Genomic DNA, 14,443 nt, shown 5'->3' on the forward strand with positions numbered 1-14,443 from the left:
CAACGCAGCACGATCACCCGGCCCCCACACTCACACCAAAAAAGAATCAGGCCCCGCCACCAGCAGAGAAAATATCCTGCGAAATCTTCTGCAACTGACCCCGCAACTGCTCCAACTCTTCCTTGGCCTTATCCAACGCAGCCTTCGTCTCCGGCCACGTCGAACCACGGAACTCAGCAGCCAACGGACCATCCCACACATTCGGATCCGACAACACACGACCTTGGGCATCCAACGCCGAAATCTGATCCGTAAACCCACCAGTAATAATCGACTGCACCTGACCAATAGCAGCCTTGGCCTGCTCAGTAGACAACACACGCGACATAGAACTTTCCTCCCAATAAGAACAATCGCAACACCCAAACCAAACCAGCCCAGGCAACGCCCCCAAACTACCAACACCAACCAATAAATCCAACAAACAGATAAATCATTGTTGAAAAAACATGATCCTGCCTGCCACCTGCGGTGATACTTCGTGGATGGATTAGTCCAATCGGGAGCGCAACCTTATGATACTCAAGGCACCGTGAACGGAAAGAGGGGGACGATCCATGCCCAGGCAGGCTAGTTTTAACCAGTACAACCCGGGGCGTCGTATCCCCCCGGTCCGTGCTCTGGGCATCGCCCTGATAGCACTGGGACTGATCGCGACCACGTCGTGCACCCAGCCACCTGAGCCGGAGCCGGTGTCCAACCCGGTCAAACTCTTGCAGAGCGTCCGCGTGGGCCTGTCCCCGGCCGCCGGTGTGCAGAAGATCGAGGGCACCACCATCTCGGTGTCCGCTGCGGGTGACTCCTCGGCGGAAAACACCACATATGACACCGCCCAGGTTGTGGGCGAACTCCCGGTGCGCGTGAGCCTGCAGTACCGCGCCGGCGAGAAATCGGGTTCCGACCTCGCCGATTTGAAAGGCCATACCGGCCCGGTGGAGATCAACCTGACGCTTGAGAACCTCACGGTCAAACCACAGACCATCCAGTACGATGCCGCCGGCCAGGCCCGTTCTGACACGGCTTTGGTCGGTGCCCCGCTGACAATCGCCGCGTCTACCAAGCTCCCCGGCATCCGGGCGGACGACGTAACACCCGGCTCGGGCGACGGCACCACGGGTACCAACGGAGTCCTGAGCAGTACTGAAGACGGTGCCACCGTAGTCCAGTGGGCCACCGTCCTGGCTCCCCCGCGTTCCGGCGCCAGCACCACGCTGCGTCTCGCCGCCGACGTGAAAGACTTCCAGGTCCCCGAATTCGATGTCGCCGTCCAGCCGGGCCTCAATACAGACCTCAGTGCCAACGGTGTCCTTGCCAGCGCCTTCTCGTCCGGAACAGGCTCGGAGATGGAATTGCAGCGCCGCACCATTTCGCTGGTCTCTGATGTCAACACCGTCCTGGCGAAAGCCGGATCCACCATCACCGATGTCCGCCGGAACCTCCAGGCAACCTCGCAGACCCTTGGCGCAAAGACAGCCGGTGAACTGCGGGACAACTCCAAGGCCCTTGCCGCGACGATGTCGGACCTGAAGCAGCAACTGCAGGTTCTGGGCTCCGACCTGGAGTCTTCAACCACGGCCACCCAGTCCACCACCATGTCGCAGCTGAACCTGACGGTCTCCGCGGTGGATGCGATGCTGGGCGACACTTCCGCCACACCGCCGGTCACCCCCATATCAGGCGACGGCTGCACCGCTGAGGTAGCCAAGGCCGCGCCCGCAGCCACTGTCTATTCCAGCGTTCTTACCATGTCCTCACAGCTGGATGCCTATGCAAAGGTCAGCGCTGGTTGCCGTGACACCGTCGCCGGCGCTCTCAAGGCGACCATGGGACCCGAGAACCCTACCCCTGCAGAGTGTGCTGAGCAGGGTTCAATGACCTGCTCCCTCTACGGTTCCGCCGTCACTGTCACCGGAGCGCTTCTGGGCCTGGTGCAAGAAGGCGACGAGCTCGTCTCCGGCCTTCAGCCGCAGGTCGTGGAAGGTGCCATCAAAGACCAGGCGACGTCCGCCGTCGCACTTGAAAAGGTGCGCACGGACCTCGGTGCGATGCTTGACGGCTTCGGAACTTCGGAGGATTACAGCAGGGCACTCGCGGCACTGGATACAGCCATCAAGTCAGCCGAGGACTCTGCAGCTGCGACCCGTAACGCAGCCACCGCGGCGCAGAACAGTGTTGACACCCTCCGTGAGAAACTCCTCGCCATCGCGGACAATGCCAAGGCAGCAAACGGCGAACTCGGTCAGGGAACCTGGCTGAACGGCTCCATGCTGCAGCAGAACCAGAAACTGGCCGACGAACTCTGCAAGCTGTCCGACGACGGACTCATCCCTGGCAAGGGCAAACTGTCCGCCAAGGACGTTGACAGGTTGCGCTCCTACCTGACGTCAGTGCCGTGCGAACCGACTGATGAAGACGGCAACCCCTCACCTGCGCTGAATCCGCCGCCGGGTTTCAAGGAGCCCCTGGACGTTCGGCTCGAAGCTCAGTCAGCTGCCTGGGACGAAGTGCTCGCAGCGACTGACACCACCGCCGCCGACCAGGCAATTGGCCAGGCCTTCACGGCCTTGGAGGCTACGTTCGACGCCACCGACACCAAACTGGAGGCGATCAAGACCGCCGTCAAGACGCTCGACGGCGCCGCAACAGGAAACGTGAACGGAACCAAAAAGGGACTCGAGTCGCTCGACGCTGCCCTCGCTGACGCGATTGAATCTTCCGGCACGGTGACCACTGCACTTGCGAAATTGAAAGAGCAGCAGGACATGCTCGGCGATAAGATCAAGGAATCGCTCCGCGACGTTTCGGCCGAAACTGCTGCAGAGGTCTACAAAACCGTGGACGAACAAGTGCGGCAGGTTGCCGACATCGGCGATGCCAGTTCCGAAGCCGTGACTTCAGCGTTCAACCGGTCCATTTCCGGGCTGAAGTCCACCTCGGACGACGTTGTGAAAGACGCCGAGGGAACGGTCAACAAGCAGCGTGACGAGCTCCTGGGGCAGAGCGGTGACCTGACCGCTGCACTGTCCAAGAGCACCCAGGCTTCCTTGGACAACATCGCAGCCAGCACGTCGGGCTCCACCCGCGACGTCGAAGGTGCCAGCGCGCTTCTCGCGTCCAGCCTCAACAAGGTGATGCTGGACCTCGGGGACAGGGCGGTGAACGGTTCAGGCCTGCTCGGCTCGATGGCCACCAGCGCGGCAAAAGCGGACACCGCGGACTTCCAGTTGGCCCTTGCCTCGCAGAACGCCGAAGGCTACGCAAACATCCGTTCCCGGGACGTGGCAGGACTCCTGCTGCGCCAGGCCCAGTTCAAGGCCTCGCTCACCGCAGTGGATGAATTGCCGCCGTTCCAACTCGAAGTGCCGGCCGGCGCTACGTCTCAGACGCTTTACACACTGAAGATCGGCGGTGCAGCATGAGCCCCCGCGCACGTCTCATCGCCCTGATTGCTGCGGGAGCCGCCGTCGTCATTGCTGCAGCGGCAGTCTTGGTGATGACGCTGAACCGTCCTACGGAAGCTCCCCGGCCCGATCCTGTGGCCGCAACCGTTCCTGTTGCACTGAAGGCTGATGGCCTGCCAGCGGACCTTTCGATCGGCGTCGTCATGACGTTCGGCCAGTCCGGCGAGCCAGGTACCGAATACAACCGAGCAGCGCAGGGCGCCGTGGTGGCCGCGCAGCGCTTCGCCCAAAGCGGCTCAAAGGTCACCCTGCCCACCCAGAACGACCAAGGCACCGAAGACGGCGCACGTGCAGCCGTCGGCACCCTTGCTGAGCAGGGTGTGTCCGGAGTCGTTGTTGCAAGCACCGGGCCTCAGGCCCTTGCCGCAGCGAAGGCGGCCGAGGAGCGCAACCTCCCGGTCATCCTGCCCTACGCCGAAGCCTCCGAACCCACTCAAACCACGTGGACCACCGGACCCACGGCAGCTTCAGTCGAAGCCGCCCTGGGAACCGTACTTGCCGGCAAAAGCCGGGTGCTGCTGGTCAGCGACGGCGGTCAGGTCCCCGCCTCGGTGACGGTGGCGGACACCCTGTCCCTGGAAGGTTTCACTGAGGTAGCCGACCTTGCCCAGGAAGCAGCCATCCGTACAGGCGACCAGCTCCGTCCTCCGGCCAAGGACGCGCCGGCAGATGCTGAAGGCATACGGATAGCCAACCCGGCTGACGCTGTTGTGGTGTCGGCGGCAACGCCGCAGCGCCTCGCCCGCCTGGTCCAAGCCCTCCAATCACGCGATGTGTCAGTTCCGCTGGTACTTCCCGACGGCGCCATCACCCCCGCGTTCGCATCCTCGCTCGCGGAGCTGGACGGCACCGCTTCAGGACAACTGGTCAGCGTTGCCCCCGCCACCGGAGATGCAATCGCACTCCAGCAGGATGCCCAAGGGCGGGGAATGTCCGCGTTCCTCTCCGGTATCAGATTGGCTGGGGGGAATCCGGAGGTCAAGAACCTGACGGACGATACCCCGTTCTCCGCCGATGCGTGGGCCGCGGACGCCCGCAGCCACGACGCCGTGGTGGCACTGGTCCGCGCGGCTGCACTGGCTGGGAGCAAGGAACCGTCAAAGGTCGCAGCGTCGCTGCGCACCCTGTCCTTCGGCCCCGGGGAAGGCCTCGCCGGCCCCCCGCTTGACTTCACCCAAGCCCAGGCACTGACCGCTGATGTGATCCCCGTCTTCGCGTCCCCACAGGACCTCGGTCTTCGTCCGGCAGATGAAAACGCTCCACGGCTCGTCTGGGTTCCGGCGCCTGGCAGCCCCTAACAACCCTTTCTGTCCCCACAACTGAGGGGAACAGTTCCACTACAGGAGGAGCGCCTGATGCGTGTGCTGATCGACCTGGACGATCGTCGTTTCGAGTGCGAGGTTGCCCACGCTGCGCCCGCCATCACGTTGTCCGACTTAGTCGAAGCCGCCGGGGGACCCCGTGTAGGCCCTGAGGAACCTGTGTTCGTCAATGAAACAGAGGTTCGTGGGGCCACACCGCTGTCCGAGCTGATTCTGCTGGAAGGCAGCCGCATCTCACGTGCACCATGGCCAATGCCGCACCGCGTGCGTGATTGGAGCCTCACACTGGCCGGCGGTCAGCGTACTGGGGGCGTGGTGGACGTTCCGCAGGGACGCGACATGCTCATCGGCAGGTCACCCCACGCCGATCTCAGCCTCCCTACTGAAAGTGCCTCATGGGACCACTTCCGCCTTCGCCGTGAAGAGGAGGGGCTACGCGTGGTGGATGGCGGTTCCACCAACGGCACTTTGGTCAACGGGGAACCTGTGGGCGAGGACGGGGTCCTGGTCACTCAAACGGCCACCATCACGGCAGGCGGCACGGTCCTTCTCCTCCGCCCTGCCTTGGACGAGACCCCGGCCCCCGCGCCAGGCAGCCTGCACAACCTGACGCCAGCAGCGACTGCTCCCTTTAACAGGCCACCGCGTCCAGGGCGTGCACCGGCCGGGGATCCTTTGGTCCCGCCGAGCCGCAAGGACGTTCCCCCGGCCAACAAGTTCAGCTACATCACCGTGCTGGCTCCGCTGGTCATGGCGGTTGCGATGGTGATGATCCTCCGTGACATGCGGTTCGCCATGTTCGCCATGCTCAGTCCGGTGATGGCTGTGGGCATGTGGTTCGAGCAAAAGCGCCGCCATGCCCGTGGCCTGAAGGAAGAGGCCGAGCGCTTCGACGGAGCGCTCAAGGAGTTTGAGAAGCAGATCCGCACTGCCGCCGAGGTGGAAACCGCCCGCCGGCACAGGATGGTCCCCGATCCCGCCACAGTGGTCCGTCGACCTGCGCTTCCGGCAACGTCACTGTGGCAGCGGCGTGCGGACTCGGACGACTTCCTGGCCCTGCATGCGGGCACAGGTGATGTGCCCTGGAAGCCGGAGGTGGACCGTGCTGCGGGCTCACGCCCCGACGAAAAGGTTAAGGAAACCCTCACGGCAGCCCGTCTTCTGGCAGCCCCCGTACTGGTGGACCTGACCGACGCCGGAGTGGTGGGCATCGTTGGCTCGCGGGAAGGCGCCTTGGCGTTGGCCCGTTCCCTGGTGGCCCAGGCTGCGGTGCATGTTGGTCCGGCAGATCTGACGATCGGTGTCTTCTGCGACGCCGGCCGGGCCGACGAATGGGAATGGGCCTCGTGGCTCCCCCACACGCGCCAAACCGGCAGCAGCAAGGGTGAACGCTGGATGTCCGCGCACCGTGAGACCAGCCTGGCGATGCTGCGCATACTGAAGGACTCAGTGGAAGAATTGCCCACTCCAGCGCTCATGGTGGTCCTCGATTCCGACGTACTGACAGAGGGCAGGGATGCCCCGGCACGGGCCTTGCTCGGCATGGGACGTTCCCTGCCCGGCAGCCACGTCAACCCCCAGCAACGCCCACCCCGTGTGGCGGGCATCGTCATAGCGACGTCCGAGGAGCAGTTGCCAGCCTCCTGCACCACCATCATCAGGGTTGGCACGGATGCTGCCGCGACCGTTGAGCAGCCTGAGGACCTCACTCGCGTGGAGGATGTGATTCTGGCAGGCCTAGACCAGGAGGAAGCCCTGCGCTGCGCCACGAGACTGGCACACTTCGATGATCCCGAACTCAGCGTTCCAGGGGCATCCTTGCCCGCCTTGGTGCGGATGCCGGGCCTTCTTGGCTATGAGCGCCCCGACGCAGCGACCATTCGCAGGCTGTGGCAGGCCCCCACCGGGATTTCTACACCCATTGGTACCGGCGAAAACGGGCCACTCACCCTGGACCTGGTCAAAGACGGTCCACACGGCTTGGTAGGCGGTACCACCGGCTCTGGAAAGTCCGAGTTCCTACGGTCCCTGGTGGCCGGACTCGCGGCCCGCAACGATCCCACCCGGTTGAACTTCATTCTGGTGGACTTCAAGGGCGGGGCCGCTTTCAAGGCCTGCGAGCGTCTGCCGCACACTATTGGGACCATCTCCAACCTGGACGAACAGCTGGCCGACCGCGCCCTGATTGCACTGGAAGCAGAGATGGAGCGCCGCCAGCGGGTTTTCGCGGAGGCAGGCGAGGGCATCGATAACCTCAACGCCTACCTGGCCACCAACCCGGCCGAACCGATGCCACGCCTGCTGCTGGTGGTGGATGAGTTCGCCATGCTGGCCAAGGATTTCCCGGATGTCCTGACCGCCTTGGTCAGCATCGGCGCCGTCGGACGCACCTTGGGGGTGCACATGATCCTGGCTACTCAGCGCCCAGCCGGTGTGGTCAGTGATGACATCCTCGCCAATACCAACCTTCGGGTAGCGTTGCGCGTCCAGAGCCGCGATGACTCCAACAATGTGATTGGCGTGCCCGCTGCCTCGTCCATCGGCAGGGCCCAGATGGGCCGCGCCTTTGTGAAACTCGGCCAGGACGACATCACGCCTGTCCAGACCGCGCTGGTCACCGGACAAGCACAGCTCGACGGCGGTCCCGCCGTCGATGTCCGCGACATCCGTCAGTTCGGTGTCCCGGCCCCCGCGCCTGCGATTGCCCGGTCCGCTGCTGTGGACGAGAACGACCTGGACCTGCTCATCGACGCAGTGGTCGACGCCAATGCTGAAGCCGGATACGCCCCTCCGAGGCAGGTCTGGCCGGAAGCGTTGGGCGAGCGGGTGGAACTGGAGGGATTCCTGACGGAGGGGTCTCCGGAGGGCGCCGCTGCAGCCAGCCACCCAACAGTCGGCAGCGTGCAGGGCTCTACCGTTCTGGTGACCTTGCTGGACGAACCTGAGCTGCAGCGCCAGTCGCCCGCCGGCTGGGACCTGTCCGTGGGCAACCTGATGCTCATGGGCGTGGCGGGCTCAGGTACCAGCACCACCTTGGCGACCATCGCATTGACCCTTGCGAAGGACGCAGATCCGGCCGATTTGGACCTCATGGTTCTGGACATGGGTTCCGGTGATCTTGAGATGCTTAAACGCCTGCCGCACACCGTGGCCTATGTGGGAACCGGTGCCGGCGCCAAGGAGCAACAGGCGCGGTTCCTGCGGCACCTGAACACAGAGTTGGAAAGTCGCAGGGCAGCACCGGGTACGCATCGGCGCACCGTGGTCCTGCTTGACGGTCTGGCCTCCCTGCGCGATGAATTCCAGGACTTCGAAGGACAGCAACTCCTGGGCCTGTTGTACCGGGCCTATGCCGACGGACCGGCGCTGGGGCTCTCCTTCGCCGTTACCACTACCCGCGCCAAAGCAGTTCCTTCTGTGATGAACGAAGTGACGCTGCAGAAGTGGCTCTTCCGGCTCGCCGATACCTATGACTACTCGTCGCTCGGGGTGCGGGCAAAACATGTCCCTGCCGCCCTCCCCGGACGCTGCGTGGATCCGCGGACCTCCCTGCAGATGCACGTTGCCACCCCCGGCATCGGGTTGGAAGCCGCTGTGGACCGTGTCCGCCAAGGCTGGGGGGACGCGCCTGCCAAGACCACGGCAATCAGGAGCCTGCCCACAAACGTCACCATGACGGATCTGGGCGTCAAGCCGCAACTGGAAACCGAGCCATGGCACATCCCCGTGGGAATCCGCGAAACGGACCTCTCACCGGCCTTCCTGGAAATTTACGAAGGCGAGCACGCCCTCATTGCCGGCCCGGCCCGTTCCGGTAAATCCACCGTGCTGCTGGCTTTGGCCGAGGCTGTCCGTGGCGTAGCCACTTCCCGGGGACCGGCCCAGGTCTGGGGCATTTGCGACCGCCGCTCCCCGTTGTCCACCGCTGGTCTGGACCGGGTAGCCGTAGGCACGGACGAAGTGCCTGCGTTGCTGGCTTCCCTGCGGATCGAGAGGGGCACGGTGTTCCTGCTGATCGACGACTCCGAACGCTTCGAGGATACCGATCAGTCCATTGCGGGGATTATCGCTTCAGGGCCTCCGGGGCTCTGCATTGTTGCCTCGGGACGGGCCGCTGACCTGCGTGGACTGTACAGCCACTGGACCAAGTCCATCCGCAAATCGCGCCTGGGCGTGGTGCTCCAGCCCGACGTCAATTACGACGGCGAACTGCTGGGCGCCACCCTTCCACGGAAGGCACCCGTGGCGCTGACCGCCGGTCGAGGCTACCTTGGCGTCGGCGGGCAGATGTCACTGATCCAGTCCCTGAGCCCCGGGAGCTAAACCAACCAGAGATACTTTGCAGGGGACCGCCGGATGGCCTCGGGAATCAGATCGATAGCTTTGGAGAGTACGGACATGCAATTGGCACAAACCGGTCAGGCGCTGGGCGCGTCATACCGCTTCGGCGAGCGCGTGGGCTCCGGCGCTGTTGGTGAAGTCTGGACCGTCACCTCCACCGATGGCCGTATCCTGGCGGCCAAAGTGCTACGGCCGGAGCATGCCGATGACCCCTCCCTGGTGGAACGGTTCGTTCGCGAGCGATCCGTCCTGCTTGGTCTGCAGGACTCCGGCATCGTCACCGTACGGGACATGGTGGTGGAGGGTGAACGGCTGGCCATCGTCATGGACTACATCGCGGGTGGCTCGCTGCGCGACGTCGTCAAAGACAATGGCCCGTTGCCGTCCGAGGACGCCGCAAAGGTGGCCGCCGAGATTTTCGATGCCCTCGCCTTTGCCCACTCACGCGGTGTGACACACCGGGATATCAAGCCGGACAATGTGCTCCTGGCCCGCCCGTGGGCTGAGTCTGAAAGCGGCGACGTGCGGGTCTCCGACTTCGGCATTTCCGACGTCGTGGGTGAAAAGATCCGTCAAACGACCGGCCTGATCGGCACTCCGCAGTACATGCCACCCGAACTCATCAGCCAAGGGCGGTCCGGCCCCGCCGGAGATGTCTATTCCGCTGGCGTCCTGCTCTACGAACTCCTTGCCGGCCGCACGCCCTTCGCAGGTCCGGGCACGGACTTCAGCGTGGCTTACCGCCATGTCTCATCCCGCCCTCCCCGTATTCCCGTGGACGATGCTTTGTGGGATGTCCTCGAACGGATGTTGTCCAAGGACCCCAACCAACGACCAACAGCCGGTGAGGCGGCTTCGAACCTCCGGCGCTTGGCGCCTGGACTTGCCGGCAAGCCCGCTCTCTCCCGGGGGACAGCGCCTGAAGAGTTCGACGACGTCGAACGCCCGGCCACCGTTGTTCGCGGCGCCTTTACCGACGACGAACTTACCGCCTTTGCCGCGGCGCCATCTGCCGGCGTCGATGTGGTTGCCCCGGATCTGGGGCAGGCAGGCAGCGCTACCATCGCCCGTCCCGTGCCGCGCCGCGAAGTCCGCCCACAGGCGGAGGAACGGTCAGAGGAAAAAGACGCGACCCCGTTCTGGCGGACACGCAAAGCGTTGCTTCTGGGCGCTGGCGCGGTCTTCCTGATCGTGGCGATGGTGGCGGGTTTTATCCTTCTGTCCCCCACCAGCCCGCAGGTAGCTCCCACGCCGACTGGACAACAATTGTCGGCGCAGTTGCAGGACCCTGCCCTGCCGACCGGCCTGACCATTTCACGAAGCGCCACGTACGAGCCTTCTTCCGGTCAGGTCCGTTTGACGGTGTCCTACTCAGCGCAGAAAGCGCCGTTGTCCGGTGAGTTCCTGGAGGTCATTCCGGGTCTTGCAGATGGCGAAACCTGCCCGGCTGTGACGTGGGATGGCGGCACTGTGAGCCGTAACCAGGCTTCCATCTCCGGACTGGACGTTGAGTGTGGCTGGAAAGTCTCCGGGGTGGAGATTCCTGCCGGAGGATCTGTGCAACTGACCGCAAAGGTGCCTGTGCAGCCCGCTGACCAGAAGGCAATGGACGCTTGGCTTCGGAGCGGATCGGCTGCAACCACGGCTGCCACGCAAAATCCTGCAGTCAAAGGCACCGCGTACCCGGTGCAACGACTCAAGGGCGTAGAGGTCCGCACCCCTGCACGCGTTGTCACGCCCAGCCCCCTGAAAATCACGCTGGTCCCTGTGTGGGCCGGCGGTGCCGATGAACTCAATCCCCTCTACGTCAGCCCGGCCTCAGGTAAGGCATCCCAAATGCTCGCTGCCGTCACCGGTGGTGAGCAGGGAGTACGGTTCGCCGATGGCTGCGGCGGGGCGCTGGCAGTGGACAGCTCAGGACTCACCGTCACCGCCCTGCAAATCACGCCGCAGTGCACGGTCCGGGCCAGCGTGGGAAATTTCACCGAGCTCAAGTCAGCCCCGTTCGGCATCACCTCGCGGGAGAACTCGGGCGAGTAGCTCCCCTTGCGTCTCCGCCGAGGGGCGGGATCTCAACCCTTTCACGACCGGCGAGGGGCGGGATCTCACCCCTTTGGGGCGCTCAAAGGGGGCGAGAGCTAACCCCTCGGCGAGGGGCGGGATCTCAACCCTTTGGGGCGCTCAAAGGGGGCGAGAGCTAACCCCTCGGCGAGGGGCGGGATCTCAACCCTTTCACGACCGGCGAGGGGCGGGATCTCACCCCTTTGGGGCGCTCAAAGAGGCGAGAGCTAACCCCTCGGCGAAGCCAGGAGTAGATTGGCCCCGGATGCCATGAGACACCCTCGGAACCTGCACACCTCGGAGGCAGTAATGACCGGGCCTACCAACAGAACAGGCAAAAGCACGGACTACGAGTTCATCACCGTGTGGCGCGTAGCGGGAACCCGCCAGGAAGTGCTGGACATCCTGGGCGATGCCGGAACGCTCCCGCGTTGGTGGCCTTCCGTCTACCTGAAGGTCACTCCCGAGACCCCCGGCGGACTCGACGGCGTAGGCGCCACCTTCGACCTCCACACCAAAGGTTGGCTTCCGTACACACTGCGTTGGCGACTCACGCTAACGGAGCCAGTGAGTCCTGACGGCTTCGCCCTCACCGCCGCTGGCGACCTCAATGGAACAGGTCGCTGGACATTCGAAACCGACGGCCCGGAAGTCATCATCACCTACGACTGGCGGGTCAGCGCAGCCAAACCACTGCTTCGGCGGCTGAGCTGGCTCCTGAAACCAGTGTTCTCGGCCAACCATCACTGGGCCATGGCGCGGGGTGAGGAGAGCCTCAAACTGGAGCTCCGCCGTCGTCGTTCTTCATCCGGTGCGAAGGTCCCCGAACCTCCGCAACCCACCTTCGTCCGGCGGGCGAGGGGTTAGCTCTCACCTCTTTCGGCGCTGCCAAAGTGCCGAGAGCCAACCCCTCGGCACACCTTTCCACATAGCCACCCATCCGGGGCCAGACCGGCGCCGAACTCCCGATAGAATCAAGACGCCGACAACGAGCAAGCAAATAGGCCAGAGCGGCCACAGAGACCAGGGAGGACCACGTGCGCACATCGCGGACCCGGGCTCCCTTCCATGCGCTGCGGTCGGCCACGGTCTCTCTTGTGGTGGTCCTCCTCGCAGCAGGTGCCCACATTGTGGGCGGCGGGACGCTTCCCACGGCCCCGGTTCTGTTGGCGCTCGTGGTGCTGACGGCTCTCGTGGCCACACTGGCTACCCGTTTCAAGCTGAACCTCGTCTTCATGGCGGGCCTCTTGGGCGCGGGACAATTGGCGCTGCACGAGGCCTTCACCGCCTTGGGGCCCATCAGAACCACCGGTCCGGCAGCGAACCACCACCTCGGCGCCGAATCCTTGAGCCCCGGAATGGACATCGCAGCAGCGCACACCCATGAGCTCGGGACGGCTTTCGGCACCATGATGCTGGTGGGCCACGTCTTCGCTACCTTTGCGTCTGCGATCGTCCTCGCCAAGGGTGAAGATGCGCTCTGGCAGTTGGCGGCTTGGTTGCGGCCGCTGCTCGCCTTGCCCACCTTGGTGTTCAGGCCCGACGCCGGTGCCTCGCCTGCCGCAGTTGGCGCGCCCGATGTCTTTATCCCCCGCCCCTGGCGGAACCTCAGGCAAGACAGCCGACGCGGCCCGCCCGCCGTCGTCGTACTTCCCTAGTTCCGCCCGGCACCAAGGCGACGCATAAGCGCCGCAAACGCGAAGCCTTCGCGTGGTGACGGGCTCCCAAACCCGTACCCGCGCCGCCTCAACCGGCGCACCCGAAAGGCATTCCCATGAACAAGTCCGCCCTCCGTCGCACCCTTTCCGCTACCGCCGTCGCCGGTGGAACCGCCGCCCTGATGATGGCAGGCCTGGCTGGAGCCTCAGCCCACGTATCCGCCGATCCGAACAAGACCGCTGCCAATTCCTACGCTTTGGTCACCTTCGGCATCCCCCACGGTTGCGACACGTTCGGCACCACAAAAGTTGCCATTTCACTCCCCGAAGAGCTGAATGACGCACAGCCGACCGTCAACCCGAACTGGACCGTGGAGAAGGTCACGGAGACCCTCGCCGAGCCGAAAAAGCTGGATGACGGCACCACCATCACCAAGCGCACCAGCCAGATCGTCTACACGGCCAAGGCACCTTTGGATCCGCACCTGCGTGACGCGTTGGTCCTGTCGGTCAAGCTGCCGGACGCCGCCGGTAAGACACTCTACTTCCCAACGCTGCAGACCTGCGAGCAGGGCCAGACCGACTGGTCCGAGATCGCCAAGGAGGGGCAGGACCCGCACGATCTCAAGGCTCCGGCGCCGTCGGTCACCATCACCCCTGCTGCTGCAGAAGGCGACCACGCAGCGGCCACTACGGTCGCAACCGAGCAGGCTTCCGCAGTGACCTCCGACGACGGTTCGCAGGCACGCAGTTGGGCCGGCCTGATCGCCGGCATCGCTGGTTTGGGCCTGGGCGGTGCAGCATTCTTCCGGAGCCGCGCTGCCAAGCCTGCAGCGGTCAAGGCTGATTCCTCCAAGTAGTTGACCCGGGGTTGGCGCCCGGAAGATCACGATCCGGGCGCCAATCCAGTCACTTCGCCGTGGCTCAATTGACTCACCTGACAGCCACGGCAAAGCTGGTGCCCATGTGGACTCAGCGCATTAAAACCGGACTTGTGACGACGACGGCAGCCGCTTCACTGCTGCTCCTGGCAGCCTGCGGGCCAAGCCCCAGCCCGGCGGGAACCAGCAGTGCCCCGCCCACTTCTTCAACCCCGTCGGCCTCGTCGACTCCCAACTCACCTTCGGCAACGGCCGCAACGACGCCATCGGCGCCCACCACGTCGGCTGCGCCGACAGGCGCCACCCAGTGCAAGGCAGCGTCCTTGACTGCGGCTACCGATTCAACCGGCGGCGGAGCAGCGGGCAGCATTTACGAGAAGCTGATCCTGACGAACTCCGGCACCGCGCCCTGCATCCTGGAAGGCTTCGCCGGTGTCTCACTGACCGCCGAAGCCAATGGTGAACCGATCGGCGAACCGGCAACCCGCGAAACCACCACCCCGGTCACCAAGATCGAACTGGCCCCAGGGAAGTCGGCGTGGGCCGAAATCCGCTACACGCAGGCCGGTAACTACGGCGATTGCACCAAGGTCCCCGCTGCAGGTTTCCGTATCTACCCGCCGAATGACACCGCATCGCTGTTCGTCGCTGAGCCGCACGATGCGTGCAGCAACGCCGGTATCAAGCTCCTGACCATCACGGCATTCCAGGCAGTCTGA

Annotated in this window: 9 protein-coding genes; 8 read left to right on the top strand and 1 reads right to left on the bottom strand. The window is 64.4% G+C overall.

Features of this window, described 5'->3' with window-relative positions; translation table 11 throughout:
* Positions 1 to 46: 46 nt before the first annotated feature.
* Positions 47 to 328, bottom strand: a complete 282-nt coding sequence (locus tag M1D51_RS17985) for a hypothetical protein (RefSeq protein WP_026547649.1) — start codon at positions 326 to 328, stop codon at positions 47 to 49.
* 229 nt (positions 329 to 557) lie between these two features.
* Between M1D51_RS17985 and M1D51_RS17990 the strand changes: the two genes are divergently transcribed.
* The 8 genes from M1D51_RS17990 (at position 558) to M1D51_RS18025 (ending at position 14,443) form a co-directional block, all read left to right on the top strand.
* Positions 558 to 3,419: a hypothetical protein gene (locus tag M1D51_RS17990; RefSeq protein ID WP_458107459.1), complete on the top strand. Its 2,862-nt coding sequence runs from the start codon at positions 558 to 560 to the stop codon at positions 3,417 to 3,419.
* Entirely contained in the window at positions 3,416 to 4,759 is a 1,344-nt protein-coding gene (locus M1D51_RS17995; protein WP_458107460.1) for a hypothetical protein, read from the top strand. Before M1D51_RS17990 ends, M1D51_RS17995 begins: the two co-directional genes overlap by 4 nt.
* Positions 4,760 to 4,816: 57 nt before the next feature.
* Positions 4,817 to 9,106 (top strand): FtsK/SpoIIIE domain-containing protein, encoded by a 4,290-nt coding sequence (locus M1D51_RS18000; RefSeq protein WP_458107461.1) that lies wholly within the window; start codon positions 4,817 to 4,819, stop codon positions 9,104 to 9,106.
* Between the two features lie 75 nt (positions 9,107 to 9,181).
* A complete protein-coding gene (locus tag M1D51_RS18005) occupies positions 9,182 to 11,164 on the top strand; it encodes a serine/threonine-protein kinase (RefSeq protein ID WP_458107462.1) in 1,983 nt (660 codons plus the stop codon).
* A 330-nt stretch (positions 11,165 to 11,494) separates the two neighbouring features.
* Positions 11,495 to 12,052 (top strand): SRPBCC family protein, encoded by a 558-nt coding sequence (locus tag M1D51_RS18010; protein ID WP_458107463.1) that lies wholly within the window; start codon positions 11,495 to 11,497, stop codon positions 12,050 to 12,052.
* A 170-nt stretch (positions 12,053 to 12,222) separates the two neighbouring features.
* Entirely contained in the window at positions 12,223 to 12,843 is a 621-nt protein-coding gene (locus M1D51_RS18015; RefSeq protein WP_458107464.1) for a hypothetical protein, read from the top strand.
* Between the two features lie 116 nt (positions 12,844 to 12,959).
* Positions 12,960 to 13,703: a YcnI family copper-binding membrane protein gene (locus M1D51_RS18020; RefSeq protein WP_458107465.1), complete on the top strand. Its 744-nt coding sequence runs from the start codon at positions 12,960 to 12,962 to the stop codon at positions 13,701 to 13,703.
* A 104-nt stretch (positions 13,704 to 13,807) separates the two neighbouring features.
* Positions 13,808 to 14,443, top strand: coding sequence for a DUF4232 domain-containing protein (locus M1D51_RS18025; protein ID WP_458109614.1), 636 nt, complete (start codon positions 13,808 to 13,810; stop codon positions 14,441 to 14,443).

Source organism: Arthrobacter sp. R3-55 (genome assembly GCF_054161505.1).